The following is a 19,975-nucleotide window of genomic DNA, read 5'->3' on the forward strand; positions in this document are numbered from 1 at the left end:
CGATGGGCGTTACGGTAGGTGCAAATGGTCGAACGGTGGTTCATAAGGGCAGCGGCGGCACATCGGTTGCTTCGCCGGACATATGCCGCACACAGATCGGTCCGGTGGTGGTGCCCATTCCATACGTAAACACAGCCATGTCGTCTGATCTTGACGGCGGTGCTCAAACTGTCAAAGCAGACGGCAACCCCTTGGGACACGCTAAGTCAAATTTCAAAAAAAGCATCGGCGACGAAGCTGGAGACAAGAAAGGAACGGCATCCGGCACCATCCAGAAGCAGGCGGAGTTCACCAGCTCTTCATTCGATGTCCAGGTGGAAGGAAACGGTGTGGCACGAGCCTTTGACACCATGATTCACAACAACAAAAACACCCCTCCTGCCCCGTTGATGCAGGCTCCCCTTGTGCAGGAGATTATGGATGAGACACCGGTGATACCGGAACAGGGGAAGGTGGAAATGCGTTTTCTCGACCCCTTTGGGGAACCCATGGAAGGACTTGAGCTTGATGTGGAGATTGACGGCGAAAAAGGTGTTTTGGTGACTCAGTCTATAGGGCAGATAGTTCACCTTTCAGAAAAGGAAACCGTGAAGCTGTTTGTAAAAAATCCCAACATGGATTTGAAAGAAAAAGAATAATAGGTCACATGTTGTAGGGGGACTAAGGAATGGCTATAGAAAAAAATGTAAATATTAAAAATAATCAGAAGTATATAGTTTCTCATGAGCCCTGTGATGCAAAAATATTATATCCGTCCTTGGGGTGTCCTTCCTTAGTTAAGATTGAAGGAGATAATGCATGGGTTGAGATGGTCGTAGCATGTAAAAATAATGGGTTATGTTTGGCTGAAGTAGCATTTCATCTTCGATATGTGGAATGGGGAATGCTTCATGGGGATAAGAAGCAAAATTCAACTATTGGAGATAGGTCGAGGTATAAAATGCTCGATCTATACAAAAAATATTTTTTGAGTCTGCAAGATTCAAAGAACAGTACCAGTTTAATACGAATATCCGAAGCATATTTTAATGCTGATAATCGAATTAATGTAGAAAATATTGAAAGTGATAACTTTCAAATTCAATTAGCGCACATGAATGCCTTCCCCTGGGTCCTGGAAATGTACAAAAAGGAAGGGTATACGTATCTTTATAAAATAGCAGTTAATCTAAAGTATGAACCGGGTTGCTGCACGGTGGGGAACACCGGAAAACTTTTGAATTTCATTTGGCTCGAAAAAGAACTTTATGAAAAGTCTAAGGGTAAACCCAGTTTGATGGAAATTGAAACTGGATGGTATAAAGACCTTCTTAAAAAAGAAAAAAAAGAAGTTAAAACCAGACTTTCAGAATTTGGAGGTGATGTGGCGGAAGCACAGGATGTACTAGTTAAGCTATATCACCCAGTATATATTTCAAAGAAAAATCGACTTTCTATAGGCCACATTACCGATATTCATCTCGATACTCGAATGGAACTCTATAGCAAGTCTGTCGCAAGTGTTATTGAGGTCAAAGAGAACTGCCAGGTTAGAATTAAAGATGATAAGCGGGTTGTGGAAAATGATGAACTTTATCAGCCAATAAAAAATCTTGTGGCGAATTTTAACCAGTCGTTTACGAGTATCAGTGGCAAGCTACTAAGCAAGGCTGATGCCTTAGTCGTAACAGGCGACTTGATTGATTTTAATAAGGGCATCCACACAGATCAAACTTTCTCAGATAAGGATAAAACACCATCTAAAGTTTGGGAAGAACTGAAGGCTGAATGGTTTTCCTTAGATAACGAGAATCATTTGGAAGATCGGAATTGGTTTCTTTTTTACAAGCTTCTTGTTGAACTTTATACCAAACATGGAAAACCGATATTTACAATGTTGGGTAACCATGACTACGTGAAGCATGCGATGGCTCCATGGCCGGTTTTCGGTCTTACTTGGAATGGGGTGTATGATATGAACCTAACCCGATATGAAAATGCCCTTTGCTTCGGGAAAGGATATAATGGCAATAAAGAATTTGTATTTAATAGTAAAACATCATCAAAATGTGTTGAGTGGTATACGTTCTTTATTAACCCATTCCCAGACTATGTAATCGACTACGGAGATCAAAGCATGTTTATGGTTGACTGGGGGGAGGGAGCAAATATTTCACGTATTGGGGGTATTGACGATGTGACTAAAAATTTGGTCGGTAAAAAAGTCCCTTTAAGGCATCCAGGCTCACTTCATCACGCAGCCAATTTGTTTCGAGAAAAAAATGAGTATGAAAAGCCCCTACAATATAAAGACAAACAGGGTAATGTCATAACGGTAAAAATCGAGGATGAAGATGGAAATGAAGTTGAACTGACAGACCCTTATAGAAAAAAGAAAATGCCTTTTCTTGTTAAGAATTTTACTATTTACAAATCATGGATTAATCGTCCCGCAGCGGTAAGGATGTTATTTACTCATGCTACAGTAATATGTCCTAAAGACAATGTGACGGTAGGAGAGATCAATAATGATTATTCGTGGAAAGAACCTGAACTGTGCTACGGAACGTTCGATTACCGTCGAGATGAAGTGATAAAAGATGTTGAAAATGGCAAGCTTCATATCGCTGTAGGAGGGCATAGTCACAGAAATTTAGTGATGAAAGTTGGTGAAAAGAAAAAGGACCATGCAACTGTACTTGCTGCAGGAGAAAGGATCAGAACAGAGTTTATCGAACCGGAACATATTGCTATGGTGACCTCCAGCGGTGGTCCGTTTCCTAAATACCTACCGGGTGCCCCCATGATTTGTGCTTGCTTTAAGGAAAATAAGTACAACACAGGGTTCTACTGTGAACGGGATTTTTCTCTAAAAGAGTTACACACAAAGCAGCTTTATTCTGGGCAAGATGATTCTAAAAAAGAAGCAATAAACTCAAATGAGTGTCCTCATTGTCATATGCAAGCAGGTGATATGGTCAGAAAACCTGCCAAGAGACATAGGCCTGGTGGAAACCTACTAATTTTTGATGATACTGGAAAACTGAAAATCCAATCTGTTGTGACTGATGATAAAAAAAACAAACCCAGAAAAGCAGTGATGTGTGAGGAACAGAAGATATTTATCGATGATATGAAACTGGAAGATATCAATAGCTATGAAGAATTTAGTGATTGGGATGAGACAGAAAAACCCATTCAGATTATTAGTACAGAACCCTTTACTTATTATGGATATATGGAATTTCCATCAAGGGTAAAGTATATCACCTTCAAAACAGGTGTTTTGCCCGGTGATAGTGCGGTTCAACTTGTTTCAAAAGAATATTCAAATAAGTTTTTTAAATTCGTTCAGGAAAGTGTTTTTGATAATATTTATGAAAAAAGGGTTGTTCAGGAAATTGGAAAGAAATGTTTTAGAAAATTGAAAAATGCTGCAACACATGAAAGCGATTTTGCATTTGTAAGATATTCATTCAATGAGTTAGATTTTTGGGATCGTGAGATCAATATTGGGAAACAGAGATTTGAAGATGTCAAAGAATATGCAAAAATAAAAACAAATAATGCTTTTGAAGCATCGAAAGAATGGTTGGCAGAAAAGTTTGAGAAAACCTATAATCCGCAATATCAGGAGTATATAAAAGATGATTTTAGGGGCATGCTATTGGAATTTAGGATCATTCCTGATTTTGAGAAAAGGAAGGATAACGATGTCTGTGGATATTAAAAAAGAACTAATTCTTATAGTTTTAATGCTTTTTTTGACCGTTTCGTGCACCCGAGGAGAGAATATGGATAACGATGCTTTAAAAATATTAAGGGTAAGTGAGAAAAAATTCAATGAGACCTATAAAGGTGAAGAGGTTGATCTTTCTTATTCAGATTTAAGAGGAATGATAATAAAAGAAGCAATCTTGACAGGAGCTAATCTTAAAGGTTCAAATTTAACGAAAACTGTTTTTAAAAAATGCAATTTGGAGAAAGCGGACCTTTCCGGCGCGACATTGGACCATACTTTTTTTAATGCCTGTCAAATGAGCGAGGTTAAGATTATAAAATCTCGATTTAGTACCGTTTTTTTTGAGGATTGTAAGATGAAGCACGCTGATCTTCATGAATCAATATTCAATAAAATTCAATTTGAAAAAACCACACTGGGTAGATCGAATTTAATCGGAATAATGATTGACGATGGTGTTTTTATTAAATCGGAAGTTCAGGATTGTAAAATCATGAACAGTAAAATTCTGAATATTGTAATCAACGACACCAATTTTATCGGATCAGATTTAACGGATTCAATTGTCCAGGGTTCTATAGTCGAGAGTTCATCTTTTAGTGATTCAACTCTTATCCGAACAAATTTTTCAGGCTCAAAATTTAAGGGGAGGCTTTTCAGCGATCCTGATTTTTTGGATGCGAAAGCAAAAGATATAAATTTCAGTAATTGTAATATGTACGGAGTTTCTATGCTTGATGCTGACTTGGAAAACGCTGATTTTTCAAATTCGAATATTGAACTTCTTGATGCACAGAGTGCTTATTTAAAAGGTGCTAATTTTTCTAATTCCAATTTGAGTGGATTGAATTTAGGTCATTGTGATTTGACAGAAGCAGATTTCTCAAATTCCGTAATTATACGGAAGATAATTTTGAAAGATACAAAATTAGATGGCACATCATTCAAGAAGCTAACGTTTATGGATAATCCTACAATAATACTTGATGATACAATATACGAGGGTAAATCTCTCCCAATTGAGTAAGTAATTATGGAGTGCTTTTGTTTTGGAATGCTTTTTGCCTTGTGAAAAAAGTGACATTTACATTTCTGTGTCAGGGTAATTGTCGTCTCATAAGAATAGTGCAGGCTGAAGTGCTTTGGCAACTAATGCTCAATATGCCCCGCCTGGCAGCCGGGGCATTGCATTTTACTGCTTGAGACGTCTTACCACATCCAGGACAAACTCCTGGCAGTAGATGCCTGCTTTGGGATCGAACCCTTCGTCGTGGAGTTCGGAGTTGGAGAGGATTCGGATGCCAAGGAAGGGGACGCCGTAGGCTTCGGCGACCTGGGCTGCGGAAGCGGTTTCCATCTCTTCCGCGGAGGTGTTGTAGGTGGCATGGATCCAGGCGATGCGGTCGAGCTCGCGGTTCCACTGGTCGGCGGAGCCGATAACGCCTGTGACGACCTTGCCGTGTTTATAGGCTGCAGAGGTTTTTTCGGCGACCTCCAACAGGTGGGCATCCCCCTTGAAATCGGTGAACTCTTTTGCTTCTCCCTTCACATTGACGGTGATGGTCATGGGGAGCCATTTTTCGGGCTTCACGCCCTTTCCGGCGTCCCCGTGTTCCGTCCTGAAGTTTCCGAAGTTCACGGCTGTTTTTCCTAAGACAATGTCGTAGCGGTGTAACCCAGGGGCGTGGCCGCCGGAGGTGCCCTGGTTGATGATGGCAGACGGGTTGAATCGCTCAATGGCGAGCACAGTGGATGCCGCAGCGTTGGTCATGCCGACCTCGGTCTTGGCAACGACCACAGGGCGGCCTTCGAGGGCTCCCTTGAAAAACCGCCATCCGCCGATGGTGATCTCCTCAACATCGGTGAGCTTCTCGATCATAAACTGTGTTTCAACATCCATGGCGCCCTGGATGACAATGGGGCGCATCTCGGAGGCGGCACATGGGTGATTGCCCCCGATGACAAAAATGGCCAGCAGGATGGCGGCCAGCAGCGCGGATACTCGTTTGGTCATGACGTACTTCTTTCGTGTTTTAGCCCGGATATTTCACGAGTCGAGTGCACCCATATTCAAGGCATCAGAGCTGCAGATGTCGTGGTTTTATAAAGGCTTTGATGACGCAGAAGGTGGGCGCACTCATCTCGCCCAAAGGGTGAGAGAGTTGAGCAGAAAATCTTGAATGATATGTTGCGGTTTTGAAGTGTCTTAGTTTTTTGCGATACCTCCCACCTCATAATGATAGTCTATTTCTTCGCTTTGGCCGTTTTCTCATGAAATATCCGGGTTAGCGTTCTTGTGGCGAGTGCCGTGGGAGGCGTTGCTTCCGTTTGGAACGGGTTGGTTCAAAGCGTATAGCAGTCATACTCCTTTCGGCACCTGAAGAAAACAGTCCGCAGCGGGTTTTTCCCTATGGCACATGACGCGTGCTACGTCCAGTGGAAATCATCTTAACGGGTAAACTCAGTTCTTTGTTTGATCAGGTCGCGTGGCTGGAGGCGAGGTGTTGGTGTTACTTATTTCAACCCATGGGAGACCGAGGGGGTGTCAATGACGGCGTATGACCATGTCGGCTATGGACTGCTTCTGTTTGGTATGCACGTTGGTTTATCGTGGGTCCTCTTTTATCTCTACGGCATGTGCCTGGCCAGGTGGGTCGGCTACTGGTTCCCGTCATGGTGCAAGAGGCTTCTCTTTGTCGTGTTTGGGGCCTTTGTCCTGCAGGCCGTGGCTCTGAAATCAGGAACAGCCTGCTGGGAATCTGTGACTGTGGTTTCTGCGACAAGCTATTGCTCGACGTGGGCATATATATTTCTGAAGACAGAGGTCGCGTACAGGTTCAAAGGCGGGACGTACAAATACGCAGGCATCAAAAGGGCCATGCTGAAGAATCTTCTTGAGTATGTGTGTGCCGTGGGGCTGGGAGTGGGGACAGCCCTGTGGGTGAGGGGTGAGAACCCGCTGGACGGGGTTACGCATTTTGCAGGGGCCAACCCTGTATCCTCGTTTTTTCTGGTGAGTGCCTATGGGGTGTCAGCCATCTACGTTTTTTGCGGTGCGTTTTACATTGTTGTGTCAAGCAGGTCCGATCTTCTCCTGGCAGGTGTCGGGGTTCTCATGGGGATATGTGCCATCGTGTATGGGCTTGCTTTGGGGGCGGTTCTGATGTTTTGTTCTCCTCCAGTTGCCGGGCTCCTTGTCTGCCTCAGCGGGCTTTTGCTTTTTATGTTGCTGGAAAACAGCAAGGGCACGAATTCATCGCTTCCCATGGTCATCCCCGTGTTTGTGATCCTGTCCGTTTTTTCCGGCCTCGGGCTGATGGTGGCGGGGTAGATGCCACCTTTCTTCTTCAGGTCGTGAGCTGGCTTTGGCTTATCCCTGGCAGGTGAGCACAGCAACCAGGGTTGCACTATAGGTCTTGTGGGGATGATTGAGGCAAGCCGGTCTCAGAGGCCCATGCCGACTTGCCCGTTATTTGAAGATTCCCTTTATTTGTATCCGATGTCCCGGTTATAGGTGTTCATGCACCGGTTGCACCAGGCGTCACTTTTTTCTACCGGGCTTTTCAGAAGGGAAAATTCACCGCCTCCCCGGCCGAAAAATTCGGCGACAACGTCTTCTGTCCCTGTGCGGGTGACGGCCCCGGAAAACATGGGGAACATGGTGGTTATCTGGTAGGCACCGGTTACCCAGGTGACGTTGGAAAGAAGGCTCGCAAAATTGTCCCCAATGTCCACATAGGCCGTTACAGTGTACTCCTCGTTGATCCCGATAATCGTGGAGTCAAGGGGCCTGCACTGAAACACCTCAGGGCTCCAGGCCCAGGATGCATGGTGCCAGCCGAGCTCCCCGAGGTCTGCCCGGAATCTTACGCTTTTAGGCGTTCCGTTATCCAGAAAGTCCACATCCAGGTAATCGAGGTCCTCGGTGCCGTGGTGATAGGTCTGGAAGCCGAACTGGACCTTGTTTTTCAGGTCAGACATGAAGAAGAAGTCCCAGCCGCCCAGGGCAAAGGCCCACCTGCCGAATGAATTTTCCCGATAGCCGTGTCCGTCTATTTCCATGCGCTCGCCGGTGGTCAGGTCCCTGATCCAGCCGTCGACTTTGGTGGATGGCCAGTTCATGTTGACGGTCCAGTGCTCCGTTCGCTCAAGTGCAAGGTGGAGGTCATTTCCCACTTCCCAGGTTTTGTCCTTGAGCGCGTGGTAATCGGGATAGGAGAATCCTTCCGGCGCCTTTTCCCCTGCCCAGATCTGGCTGACTTCAAGTTCCCACTCAAAGTGTTCGGTTTTGCCCGAAAGGATCAACCTGTCCGGCTTGCCGTCTCCCTTTCGCATGGGAACCATTTTTCCGAATATCTCTTCCCCAGGCTTTTCCGCGAAAAATGATCGCTCCGAGGTGCCCGCTTCGAAATTAAGACCGAAGTTGACATAATCGGCATACCGGGCACCGGTTTTTCCCACTTTGCCGAAGCATGCCATGTTTGCCCCCGAAGGCATGAGGTTGGGCTCAAAGACATAGTCCGGATCGCCCAGGTGGCCTTCCGGGTCGGCCACAAGATAGGCCACGACACCGGTAAATTTCCCGTCTTTATCGTGGATGCTGAAATAGTCCCATTCAAGGGAGAGCCCGTCCAGCACATGGGGTTGCCGGTAATCTTCGGATAGCACGTTCCAGCCGCAGAGCCCGTCCTCTAATGTCGCGGCGTTTTTTTGGGCGTATCGGTCCTGCCATGTGGTGAGCGAACCCATGGAAAAGGCGCTTTGAGCCATAAACAAACACATACAAAACACAACAATTACGTGACGCATACACTTACTCTCCTTTGGTTGATGGTGTCAGACCTGTCCTTGATTCGGGTATTTCTACGGTTTACGGGCGAAAACACCCGGGGTATGCTGCTGGGGCTATGGCAAAACCAATAAAGCCCGTCTCTTCAGCTTGACGCAAAAGTCGGTATTGCATGTTGATCCAAAGACGTGTTGGGGGGCTTATCAAGGGGGGGCATACATGGCCAAGGTCCTGGCCCACGATACAAAAGCAGTGCCTTGGTCAATTTTTACTCGGTTGGGGGGGGGAGAGGGGGGGGCTTTGCGTTTACACGTTTTGTGTAGCAATTAATTGTTTGTCAGTTTTTTCGTGTTTGTTGTGATGTTTTAAATTACTTAATATTGCTGTCTTGATAGGCCTTTATAGATACAGCAACAGCAATTTGTCAAGGCAGTAAGTTTTGTCCTGCGGTGGTAACGTAAGGTATTCATGGTGTGGTGTGTTTTGTACTGACATTTTATGAGATAATGGGCGATTAGGGGGGCGAGACGCTTTTATGATCGGTTACTTCGAAAATGCAAAAGCCATTCATCATTATTCATATAAAACACCCGCTCTAAGTAAGGACTTGACGCCGGTGTGTAAAGGGAATACCTCCTCTTTATGCAGATTGGATGAGAACCTGCCGGTTTTTTCAAAGGCCAACCACTATCAGGAGACACAGTGAATTACGGCGAAACAACGTGCGAGCTTTTTCAGGCAGATGAGGCGACAACGTTGCTCTCTCGTGCATGGCTTCCCGACTCAGAGGTGACGGCGATTTTTATCGGGATCCACGGCGGTATGGCCCATGGAGGAGACTGGGTCACGCCGGCGGAGTACTTCAAAGCGAAAGGGGTTGCCACCTACGCCCCGGACCTGAGGTTTCACGGAACCTACCCGAAGCACAATCCCGGGGGCAGAAACTTTTTTCATATTGATTCATACGATACCTATGCGCGGGATATCCATGGTTACATCGGCTGGGTGAAAGAGCGCCATCCCGGTGTGCCTGTGTTTATCCTCTCCCATTCAAACGGGGCCCTTATCGCATTGTATTACGGGCTGACCCTGGGGAAAGAAGCGGACATCAAGGGATATATCCTCTCGTCACCGTGGTTGAAGAACAAGGTGGCCGTGCCGAAAGTGCTGTACCATGCCTCCAGGCTTGTCGCCAGGGTGCATCCGACGTTTTCGGTTACGCCCCCTGCATTGACGCATCTTCTGACCCACGATGAAAAGATCACAAAGCGCCATGTTGACGACGAGAAACGTGGTTTAAGGAGCACAAAGGTTTCGGCCAGCCTGGGCGTGGAATCAGAGAAGACCCAGCAGTGGGTGGTGGCCCGCATGAAAACCTGGGAGAGGGTTCCCATTTTTTGCGTGATTGCAGGAGACGACAGGCTGGCGGATCCGGCGGTGAGTCAACAGGCCATGGCCGATGTTCCGCCAGGACTTGCCGACGTCACCACATACGAGACGAATTACCATGAGAACTTCAATGAGATGAATCGAGACGAACTATTCGGCCGTATTCTGGATTGGGCGGTCAGGCACATTTTCTAAGGGAAGGCATAAAAACAATCATGGGTAAAAAAAGAAAACTGTTGGTGATCAGTGTTTCCATAGGGTCTGGCCATGTTCGTGCGGCCGAAGCGATTCGTAAGACCGCTTTGCTCCATTGTCCGGAGCTGGAGGTCGTTCATCTGGATGCCATGGAGTATGTGTCGGGAGCATTCAGGAAGGCGTACAAGGAGAGCTATTTAAAAATCATCGAACGTCACCCCTCCCTGTGGGGATACATGTTTTCCAAAAGCGATCGCGCCGAGAATGACGACTCAAAGATGAAAAATGTACGGCTTGCCTTTGAGCGGCTCAGTGCACGGGCATTGATGGATGAAATCGAGCGGATCAATCCCGACGGGATCCTCTGCACCCATTTTCTTCCCGCCGGACTGATCTCACGAAAAATCAGAAAAGGCCGGATGAAGGTTCCGTGCTGGATTCAAGTGACGGATTTCGATGTTCACGGGCTTTGGTTCCAGAACCGGATGGATGGTTATTTCGTGGCCTGTGAGGAAGCGTCGTGGAAACTTGCGGCGTTTGGTATTCAGCCGTCGAACATACACATGACGGGTATTCCCATCGTCCCTTCGTTTACCATGGCCCATGACACAGAGGCCTGGGCGGCTGAGTTGGGTGTGGACCTCGACAAACCAACCGTTCTCATGATGTCCGGTGGTGAGGGGTTAGGGGATATGCTCACCTTGACCGAGCGCATGTTAGAGACGGACCCCTTGTGCCAGGTCATCGCCCTTGCAGGTAAAAATGAAGACCTTTTCCTCTCCCTTACCCGGCTATCTGAATCCCATGGGGGACGACTGATCCCCATGGGCTTTACCAACACCATAGAGCGGGTGATGGCCGTGAGCGATATTGCCGTGACCAAACCCGGAGGCTTGACCAGTGCCGAATGCCTGGCCATGGGGCTGCCCATGATCATCATCTCTCCGATCCCGGGCCAGGAAGAGCGAAATGCCGATTATCTTCTTGAGCACGGCGCCGCACTCAAAGCGCTGGATGCGACGTCCTTGGAACATAAAATCAAGCGGCTTATGGCTCGTCCTGACAAAATAGGTGAGATGAAGGAAAAAGCCGCACAGATTGCACGGCCCGATGCGGCAGCACACGTTCTGGATATCATATGCGAGGCATTGGAACGGAACGCGGTCCATTCCTGAAAACCCGGACGATATGGGGGCTCATCTCTCGTACGCAGAATGTTTGTAAGGTCTCCGAGCCCCCTTTGCCAACGTCCTGACCCGTCTTTTCATCACTCCTGGCAAAAGTTGATCAGGTACTCCCTGGCCTCTTCAATGGAGGTCCCTTCGGCCTGGCTCATGGCCTTTTCCATTTCGGCAGTTTCGGGGTTGTATGTCGCGACCTTGGATTTCGAGTGCTCTTCGATCATTTTTCTGTACCTGGCGCACAAGGGGTCTTCATTGACAGACTCGGTGGCCGCTTCCGGTTCGGGCTCTGCGGGTTCATTGGCATGGGCCAGTTTAAAGGCCTTGATCTGTTCCATGATGGTGGCGGGCTGGCCCTGCATGAAAGCCGGGATGGCGCAGACCCCTTCAAAGAGGATATAAGGCTCTTCGCAGGCACCGTCCACGGGCATTTTCATCATGGGTTGCTCTTCGTTTGCTGCGGCAAGGCCGGGGGTGAATACAAGGATCGCCAGGACAAGGGCGAGACGTCGCGGCATGGACAGGAGTGCTCTCATGTGGGGCCTCTCTCGTGTGTGTGATGTTGGAAAAAAGAACGGGTGCATGGGGCGATGAACCTCATGCACCCGTTTGTTTTTAATCGTCATTGAGATGTGACGATAACATCACGGTTTCGGCAGGAAATCAAGGGCAACTGTTCAATGGCTTTTCAAGACCGGAGTGCGGCCTGGCTGCTCATTGGTTACTCATGGGCCTGGCTCAGCTCGGCCTGGGGTGTTTCTTCAAGGGCCTGCACCGCGCCCAGGATGTCAGCCCCTTTTGCCTCGGAGAGGGTAAACCCGAGTCTCTGGTCGGTGGCGGTGCCGTGCATGGGGGCGTCTCCGAACAGCTTAAGGGTGTAGGGGCGGTCCGTTGTCAGGACAACGGAAAGGGCAGGGGTCTCATCTTTTTTCTCTTCCATCAGCCAGGTGTCGCATGAAAGGCGGCACAGGGAGGCGATGAGTTTGTCCACTTTTTCGGCTGACAGGGTGTTGCCGTTTTGGTCTTTCCAGATGGTTTTGGGGGCCGCGCCTTCCTCGCCCGGCTCCGTGGCCCTGGTGAGGGCAAGGTCGGTCTCTCCCATGGTGACGGCAAGGGCGTTCACCTCGGAGGCAACGAGATTAAAGACCGTCTTGTCGATGAATCGGTTCGAATCCGTTGTGAACTGGGAGGCAAAGTTGCCCTTGGCGTGGTAGACTTTTTTGTCGCCTTCAATGGTTACAAAGGTGTGGCCCATGGAGGGGGCGGCCTTGCCCACGGTGACGTCCCGCAGCACGGTCTCCCCTTTGTAGAGGCGGACGTTTTTTGCGGTCCCCGGGTCCAGGTCGTAGCGGTTGTAGCTTTCGGCCTCGGAGACCATGGCCGTGAGGGTCATCTCCCCTGCGGTCTCCACAAGCTTTGTGACCTGCTCCTGTTTGGCGGGAAACCCCTCTAAATCAACGGTCCACTCATCTCCCTCTTTTTCAAAGAGCAGGGTCTCTGCTTGTGTCTTAATCTCCATGCGGTCCACATCCCCTGCGGACACGGTGTCGAGAACCGGCAGCTCATAGCTGGTGCCGTCGGTGTCCCGAAGGAAGAGGTAGGCGCTCAGGGCCACGATGAGGGCAAGGAGAATGATGGTTTCTTTTTTCACGTCAGGTGTCCTCCTGTGGTGGTGGTGTTATTGAAACATGGCCCGGATGGTTTTTCGTCGGGACTGGCGTTTGAAGTAAACCGCCATGCCGAAGAGGGCGACGATCAGGGGCAGGCCCACGATGTTGAAGGCCTTCACTGGCGTCTTGACGCTGTCCGGCACCTTGTCGATGGGGTTGAACCGCTGTTTTTTGCTTCGCATGACAGCAATGCCTTCGCGGCCGTTGAGCCCGTCCATGAGGTTCATGACAAAGGTGGCGTTGGCGCTTTCTCCCTGCTCGTCAAAGAGGCTGTTGGTGAGCATGTCCAGGGAGCCCACCACGATGAGGCGGGCCGGTTTGCCGTGCTCGATCACGGCGCCTGCCTGGGAGATGGCCGCGGCCTTGTTTTCAGGCTGTTTGGCCTCTTCTCCCTCGGGGGTGGCGGGGGCCGGTTTTTCCGGGATGGGCTTTCCCTTGAAGTAGCTGGTAAAGGATCCCTCCACCATGGCGGCCACGGGACGGCTGGCAAAGGAGGCCGCGTCTGTGGGCGGCTTGAGGAACATGGGGTTCAGGGAGATGTTTCTCTCCTTGAGCCAGGAGCGCTCGGAGGTGGAAAAGAGGGTGGCGGCCGAAAGGTTCTGTTCGGTGACGGTCTTCTCGTCCACGATGACCGGTGCGGCCTTTAAGGTGACGAGCCCCTTGATGTTGTTCATGAAGGGGATGTCGTGGTTGATGGTGTCGTTTTCGATGATGGGGGCAAAGTAGACGTTCTGCTGACCGCCCCCCATGCGCCTGGGCAGGTTTTGCTTGTAGCAGTTCTCGTCCATGATGTAGGCGCTTTGAACGCGAACCCCGTAGTGGGCCAGGAGTTTGTCGAGGCCCGTGCGAACCGGGGTGTAGGTGGAGGGCTGCATGAAGGCCATCTGGGGGTTGGGATTCTGCATCTCTTTGAAGGCGTCCACGAACACGGCCACGTTTTTCCCCGCCATGAGGGCCTGATCAATGCGGAAGAGGTCGTAGTCCGTGAAGGTCTCCTTGGCCCCGGCGATGATGAGGCTGTTGATGTCCTCGGGGATACCGTCTGCCTTGAGGTCCACATCGGACACCGCGTAATTGCGGGAGAGGGTGGCGCTGAAGTTGTTCAGGGCGCTCGTGCCGGGGGCCATGGGGTTCGCGGGGTTGCGATCGAAGCGCGGCGCCGTGCCGTTGCTTGTGAGGTACCCCACCTTTTCATTGATGTCGATGAGGGACTCCACGGCTCCGCCCACGGCCTCTTCCATCTCCTGATCGGTCATGAGCTTGTACTGGGTACCGAACAGGGGAATGCGGTTCACCTCAAGGATGGGGATGGTGACGGATTTGTCTCCGTATCGCATCACCATGCCGATGATGCCGGAGCCCGCCTTGATCTTGCCGCCCGAGAGATCCGGCCAGCCAAGCTGGAGCACCCCGTAGCGCTCGGCCAGGGTCTGCTTTTCTTCGGTGGTTTGCGGATCAAAGCGGTTGAAGGTGAGGCGGTCGTAGCTGCGTCGGCTGATTTTGGTGACGGCAGCCTCCACGCGGTTTGGCAGGTCATGGAGGTCCTTCAGGCCCATGAGGGGGGCCACCTCCGCCATGGAGCGGGAGAGGTAGAGGTCGGCTTCGATTTTTCCGTCAAGGGAAAGCAGGGTGCTGATCTTGTTGCCCAGCTTCATCATGGCCATGGTGAGCTTGTACTCCAGCCCTTCGGTGGAGGTGATGGCCGGAATGCGCTCGATGAGGTCCCCGTGGATCACCACAAGCCCCATGTACGCGGTCTTGACCTTTACCTCATCGCTCTCCACCATTTGGATGCTCACCGGTCGGATGCCGTAGCTGCCCGCCAGCTCCGCGTTGCGCTTGCTCGTGGGGTTGGTCTCTATGTCGCCGCCGATGGGGTAGAACCGGAAGTTGAAGTAGCGGTTGGCGTTTAATGCATACTCCTCCAGCAGGTCGGCGAGGTACTTTTCGGTGGTGTTGTGGGGGGCCGGAAGGTCCTCGGAGAAGAAAACATTGATGGTCAGCGGCTCCGAAAGGTTCTTCACCGCCTCGATGCTGGCGTCGGAAAGGGAGTAGACCTTGTTTTTCGTGAGGTCCGCCCGAAAGAAAAGGGTGGCGCCCGCCACATTCAAAAGCACCACCACCACAATGTAGATCAGTCCTTTGAGATATTTTTCTTTTTTCATGGTTGCCTTATCTATGGTTATGCCTCCGGCGGCCCTGCCGGGGGCCAAACTTTTGAAAAGTTTGATAAACAGTTTTTTTGAATCGTGTGCCCCACGGGCAAAGCCCGTCAGCGAATGTGAAGGGGTGAGGAACGAACCCCGGAGCATTCGCGAACCTGGGGTCCAGGGGAGCATCCCCTGGCCGCCGGAGGCGCTTTTAGTTTTTCTCCGTCACGGAGATGGAGGCCCCGTAGAGGAAGAGAAAAATCACCCCGCCGAAGTAGAGGAGGTCCCTGGAGTCCACCACGCCTCGGGCGATGTTCCGGAAGTGGTAGTCGGCTCCGATCTGGCTGAAAAAGCCAAGGATAGCCGTGGGAAAAAAGACCAGGAGCTTGTCCACCAGGGTGAGGGCAAAGCAGATGAGGGTCCCCAGGATAAAGGCGATGATCTGGTTGCGGGTCAGGGACGAGGCAAAGAGCCCGATGGCGGCAAAGGCCCCGCCCAGAAGGATGGCCCCTGCGTACCCGCCGATGACCGGTCCCCAGTCCAGATCGCCGAAGAGGGCCACGGTGACGGCATAGGCAAAGGTGGGAGTGAGCATGGCGCAGACAAAGACCAGGGCTGAGAGGAATTTGCCCACCACGATGTCCCGGGGGGTGACCGGCAGGGTCATGACCACCTCAAAGGAGCCCATGGCCAGCTCTTCGGCAAAAAGGCGCATGGTCACCGCCGGGATCACAAAGGAGAAGATCAGGGGCAAGAGCGCGAAAAAGTCCCGCAGGCTTGCCTGGCCGTTTAAGAAAAAGGTGAGGAAGAAGAACCAGCCCGTCACCAGGAGAAAGATGGCGATGACGATGTAGGCGATGGGCGAGGTGAAGAAATCTTTCAGCTCTTTTTTCATGATGTGAAGGGTCTGCATGGGCTTTTAGTTCTCCTTCGTCAGGGTTCGGAAGATGGACTCAAGGGTGTTGGCTTCCATGGCGAAGTTCATGAGCACCCAGTCGGTCCCCTTGACGGCGTTGTACACGGCTTCCCGGCCGTCCTGCCCCTTTTTAAAGGTAACGGCAAGCTCGCAGCGGTTCTCTTTGCTCTGGGATGCCTCCACCTTTGCCACGCTGCCGATGCCCTGGAACAGGACCCTGGCCTCGTCGGCCGGGGCCCCTTTTACGTCCATCTTCAGGCGGGGGCCGCTGCCGTTGCCGCCGGTGCGGATCTCATCGGTGGTGCCGTCGGCCACGATTTTCCCCTTGTGGACAATGGCGATGCGATCGCAGGTGGCCTCGGCTTCGCTCAGGATATGGGTGGAGAAGATGATGGTGCGGGTTTCCCCGATGTCCCGGATGATTTTTCGGATTTCTACGATCTGGTTGGGGTCAAGGCCCGAGGTGGGTTCGTCCAGTACGAGGATCTCCGGGTCGCTGATCATGGCATAGGCCAGGCCCACCCGCTGCTTGAGGCCCTTGGAGAGAGCCCCGATGGGCTTGTCCATGATATCCGTGAGGCTGCACAGGGCGGACATCTCCTTGATGCGGGCAAGGCGGCTTGCCTTGGGGATGCCTCGCACATCCGCCGTGTAGCAAAGGAAGTCATACACCAGCATGTTGGGGTAGAGGGGAGCCGACTCCGGCAGGTAGCCGATGCGTTTTTTGAGCTCCAGGGGCTGGTTGGATACGGGCGTATCGTTGTAGTAGATCTCTCCGCTGGTGGGGCGGAAGTAGCCGGTGAGCATTTTAAGGGTGGTGGTCTTTCCTGCGCCGTTGGGGCCCAGAAGTCCTAAGATTTCCCCTTTGCGAATCTCCAGGCTGATGCCGTCCACCGCGCGAAACGCGCCGTAGTCTTTGGTGACATCGTCAACCCTGATCATGCGTTCCTCCTTGGGCAAAGATGGTTTGTATGTGAAAGAGATCTTTGTTTTTCATTTTCATGGATTGCGTTGAAAATGGGTTGAAACCGGGCGCTTGCCCTGTCTGTGTGGTGATTCAGCTCTGCCTCCCGGTGGGTCCGGGGCGTGAACCGGAGCATGGGCCGGAATCGTCGGTGTGAAGAAGGATACCGAGGGCCGCCGGCAGAAGATGGTGCGTCCGATAAGACCGGTTGGCGGGGGTGTGAATCAATTCAACCACAGGATTTTTTGCACAGGAATGAGGAAAATGCAAGGGGGAAAGTGAGTGCTTGGGAGAGTATTACAGGGTTTTAATGGAAAGGAGGGAATGGCCAAAGAAGAAAGGCAAAGGGCGAAAGAGAAAATGCGAAGCCCGGGCCTGGTGATTCAGGTTGCCTACGGCGGGTCGTTTTTTTGAAAAAAAGGGTTCGGACTGACTCGTTACGGCGGAAGCCAAAAACCCCGTCCCCATTTCATGGGGGCGGGGTTTATCGTGTCAGACGATGGATTTGTTTACTGGTGGTTTTATGCCTTTTCCACGGTCACTGCGCACACCTTGAACTCGGGGATCTTGGAGTCCGGGTCCAGGGCGGCGTTGGTGAGCCGGTTGGCGGCTGCTTCGGCAAAGTGGAAGGGCAGAAAGACCGTCCCTTTTTCCATGCGGTCGGAGAGGTTCACTCGGGCCTTGATCTTTCCGCGTCGGGAGAAGATCAAAGCCATCTCACCGTGGGCAAGGTTTCTCTCCTGGGCGTCTTCCCGGCTCATTTCCACAAAGCATTCACTCACCTGATCGTTGAGGCCTTCTGATTTTCGGGTCATGGTGCCGGTGTGGTAGTGATAGAGCACCCGTCCGGTGGTGAGGACAAGGGGGTAGTCGGCATCCGGGGTCTCGGCTGCCGGGGTAAAGGTCACGGGAAAGAAGATGCCTTTGCCCCTGGCAAAGCGCTCCACGTGGAGGCGTGGGGTGCCGGGGTGATCTGCCGTGGGGCAGGGCCAGGGGATACCTGCGCCGTCAAGGCGGCCGTAGTTCAGTCCGGCAAAGGCGGGGGTGACCGAGGCGAGCTCGTCAAAGATGGCTTCGGCCGATGGGTAGCTCATATCGGCCCCCATGCGCCGTGCGATCTCGCAGGTGATCTCCCAGTCCGAGGGCACGCCCTCGGGGCCGTCCACGGCTTTGCGCACGCGCTGCACGCGGCGTTCGGTGTTGGTGAAGGTGCCGTCTTTTTCCGCAAAGCAGAGGGCGGGAAGCACCACGTCTGCGGCCTGGGCGGTTTCTGTGAGGAAGATATCCTGGACCACGAGAAACTCCAGGTTACCGAAGCCTTTTTCCGTGTGGTTGAGGTCCGCCTCGGAGACCAGGGGGTTTTCCCCGATCACATAAAGGGCCTTTAAGCTTCCATTGATGGCCGCGTCCACCATTTCTGTTGCGGTGAGGCCCGGCGTGCGGGAGAGGCCGGTGACGCCCCAGGCTTTTTCCATGGCAAGGGCGTGGGCTTCGTCGTGGACCTTTCGGTAGCCGGGGTAGACGTCGGGCAGGCCTCCCATGTCGCAGGCGCCCTGGACGTTGTTCTGTCCGCGCAGGGGGTTGACCCCGCCGCCTTCGATGCCGACGTTGCCGCATACCATGGCCAGGTTGGCCAGGGCCTTTACGTTGTCCGTGCCCGTGGTGTGCTGGGTGATGCCCATGCAGTAGAGGATGCTCCCCTTTTCAAGCCCGGCGTAGACCAGGGCCGCCTGGACAAGCTGCTCTGCGGGGATCCCGGTGAGTTCTTCGACGTGTTCCGGGGTATAGGGGGCCACGGCCTCCCGTAAGGCGTCGATGCCTTCGGTACGCTTTTCGATGTAAGCCGCGTCTTCGAGCCCCTCTTCAAGGATCACGCGGATCATGCCGTTGATCCAGGCCAGGTCACTGCCCGGGGCAGGGGCCAGGGAGAGGTGGGCGTGCTTTTTAAGCTCGATCCTCCTGGGATCTGCAACAATGAGCTTGGTTCCCCCGAATTTCACCGCGCGTTTTACGGCCGCAGCGATGACGGGGTGGGTCTCCGTGGTGTTGGAGCCCGCAACAAGGATGACATCCGCCTTCTCGATATCCGAGATGGGGTTTGTCATGGCACCGCTTCCGAATGCGGCGGCCAGACCGGCCACCGTAGAGGAATGTCATAATCGTGCGCAGTGATCTAAGTTGTTTGTTTTCAACACGGTGCGGGCAAATTTCTGTGCCACGTAGTTCTCTTCGTTGGTGATACGGGCCGAGGTGAGGACCCCTGCGGCATCGCCGTGGGCCTCGGAGATCTCTTTGAGGCGCCTGGCCGTGAGATCCAGGGCTTCGGTCCAGGTGGCTTCCCGGAATGTTCCGTTTTCTTTAATGAGGGGCGTGGTGAGGCGCTCATCCGAGCCGATGAAGTCAAAGCCGTAGCGGCCCTTGACGCAGAGGCTCCCATAGTTGGGCGCGCTCTCTTCGGCCCCGGTGATGCGGGTGATTTTTCCGGCTTTGGCGTGGACGTCGATCTGGCATCCCACCCCGCAGTAACCGCAGGTTGTTCGCGTTTTTGCTTCGTCCCAGGGTTTTCCTCTGTAGACCACATTCTTTTCGGTCAAGGCGCCCACGGGGCAGGCCTGGACGCAGGACCCGCAGAAGACGCAGGACGAGTCCTTCAGGGGCTGGTCGATGCCCGCCACGATTTTGGCCTCAATGCCCCTGAAGCCCAGGTCGATGGCTTCGTTGACCTGGACGTCGTTGCAGGCCTGGACGCAGGAGCCGCAGAGAATGCACTTGTTGAAGTCCCGAATGATGAAGGGGTTGACTTCCTCAATGCCGTGGGGGGATTTGTGGGCCGAAAAAGTTTCTTTTAGGGGCTCTTTGGGCATGAATCGTGTCTTGTCGGCTTCCATGTCCGTGGCGTAGCGCCTCAGGTCGCATCCCGACACATCCTGGCAGCCGCATTCGAGGCAGCGTCCGGTTTCGGCCAGGAGGTTCTCTTCGGTGAAGCCCAGCTCCACCTCG

Annotated in this window: 13 protein-coding genes and 1 pseudogene; 6 read left to right on the forward strand and 8 right to left on the reverse strand. The window is 52.1% G+C overall.

Going from position 1 to position 19,975, the window contains the following annotated elements; genetic code table 11:
• Positions 1 to 2 precede the first annotated feature (2 nt).
• From MSL71_RS12830 to MSL71_RS12840, 3 genes are all read left to right on the forward strand, one after another.
• Positions 3 to 638: a DUF4150 domain-containing protein gene (locus tag MSL71_RS12830; RefSeq protein ID WP_180140908.1), complete on the forward strand. Its 636-nt coding sequence runs from the start codon at positions 3 to 5 to the stop codon at positions 636 to 638.
• Positions 639 to 667: 29 nt separating this feature from the next.
• A complete protein-coding gene (locus MSL71_RS12835; RefSeq protein WP_180140910.1) occupies positions 668 to 3,709 on the forward strand; it encodes a metallophosphoesterase in 3,042 nt (1,013 codons plus the stop codon).
• A 64-nt stretch (positions 3,710 to 3,773) separates the two neighbouring features.
• Positions 3,774 to 4,748 carry a pentapeptide repeat-containing protein gene (locus MSL71_RS12840; protein ID WP_180140911.1) on the forward strand — a complete coding sequence of 325 codons (975 nt, stop codon included), beginning with the start codon at positions 3,774 to 3,776 and terminating at the stop codon, positions 4,746 to 4,748.
• A gap of 165 nt (positions 4,749 to 4,913) precedes the next feature.
• Here MSL71_RS12840 and MSL71_RS12845 read toward each other — a convergent pair whose 3' ends face one another.
• Positions 4,914 to 5,735 carry a 5'-methylthioadenosine/S-adenosylhomocysteine nucleosidase gene (locus MSL71_RS12845; protein WP_180140913.1) on the reverse strand — a complete coding sequence of 274 codons (822 nt, stop codon included), beginning with the start codon at positions 5,733 to 5,735 and terminating at the stop codon, positions 4,914 to 4,916.
• Positions 5,736 to 6,314: 579 nt separating this feature from the next.
• On the opposite strand from MSL71_RS12845, the gene MSL71_RS12850 reads away from it, so the two are divergent.
• Positions 6,315 to 7,052, forward strand: coding sequence for a hypothetical protein (locus MSL71_RS12850; protein ID WP_180140916.1), 738 nt, complete (start codon positions 6,315 to 6,317; stop codon positions 7,050 to 7,052).
• A gap of 155 nt (positions 7,053 to 7,207) precedes the next feature.
• On the opposite strand, the gene MSL71_RS12855 is transcribed toward MSL71_RS12850, so the two are convergent.
• Positions 7,208 to 8,491, reverse strand: coding sequence for a hypothetical protein (locus MSL71_RS12855; protein ID WP_180140918.1), 1,284 nt, complete (start codon positions 8,489 to 8,491; stop codon positions 7,208 to 7,210).
• Positions 8,492 to 9,266: 775 nt separating this feature from the next.
• On the opposite strand from MSL71_RS12855, the gene MSL71_RS12860 reads away from it, so the two are divergent.
• Positions 9,267 to 10,094: an alpha/beta fold hydrolase gene (locus tag MSL71_RS12860; RefSeq protein ID WP_180140920.1), complete on the forward strand. Its 828-nt coding sequence runs from the start codon at positions 9,267 to 9,269 to the stop codon at positions 10,092 to 10,094.
• Between the two features lie 20 nt (positions 10,095 to 10,114).
• Positions 10,115 to 11,269 carry an MGDG synthase family glycosyltransferase gene (locus tag MSL71_RS12865; RefSeq protein WP_180140923.1) on the forward strand — a complete coding sequence of 385 codons (1,155 nt, stop codon included), beginning with the start codon at positions 10,115 to 10,117 and terminating at the stop codon, positions 11,267 to 11,269.
• A gap of 92 nt (positions 11,270 to 11,361) precedes the next feature.
• Here MSL71_RS12865 and MSL71_RS12870 read toward each other — a convergent pair whose 3' ends face one another.
• The 6 genes and pseudogenes from MSL71_RS12870 to fdhF form a co-directional block, all read right to left on the reverse strand.
• Positions 11,362 to 11,811, reverse strand: coding sequence for a hypothetical protein (locus tag MSL71_RS12870; protein WP_180140925.1), 450 nt, complete (start codon positions 11,809 to 11,811; stop codon positions 11,362 to 11,364).
• 185 nt (positions 11,812 to 11,996) lie between these two features.
• Positions 11,997 to 12,926 (reverse strand): DUF4340 domain-containing protein, encoded by a 930-nt coding sequence (locus MSL71_RS12875; RefSeq protein ID WP_180140927.1) that lies wholly within the window; start codon positions 12,924 to 12,926, stop codon positions 11,997 to 11,999.
• A 27-nt stretch (positions 12,927 to 12,953) separates the two neighbouring features.
• Positions 12,954 to 15,110, reverse strand: a complete 2,157-nt coding sequence (locus tag MSL71_RS12880) for a GldG family protein (protein ID WP_180140929.1) — start codon at positions 15,108 to 15,110, stop codon at positions 12,954 to 12,956.
• Positions 15,111 to 15,306: 196 nt separating this feature from the next.
• A complete protein-coding gene (locus MSL71_RS12885) occupies positions 15,307 to 16,008 on the reverse strand; it encodes an ABC transporter permease subunit (protein WP_180140931.1) in 702 nt (233 codons plus the stop codon).
• Positions 16,009 to 16,014: 6 nt separating this feature from the next.
• Positions 16,015 to 16,953 (reverse strand): ABC transporter ATP-binding protein, encoded by a 939-nt coding sequence (locus MSL71_RS12890; protein WP_180140933.1) that lies wholly within the window; start codon positions 16,951 to 16,953, stop codon positions 16,015 to 16,017.
• A 543-nt stretch (positions 16,954 to 17,496) separates the two neighbouring features.
• Positions 17,497 to 19,785, reverse strand: a pseudogene (gene fdhF, locus MSL71_RS26795) (formate dehydrogenase subunit alpha); the annotation flags it as partial.
• Positions 19,786 to 19,975 lie beyond the last annotated feature (190 nt).

It is taken from the genome of Desulfoluna butyratoxydans, from assembly GCF_900699765.1.
GTDB lineage: Bacteria > Desulfobacterota > Desulfobacteria > Desulfobacterales > Desulfolunaceae > Desulfoluna > Desulfoluna butyratoxydans.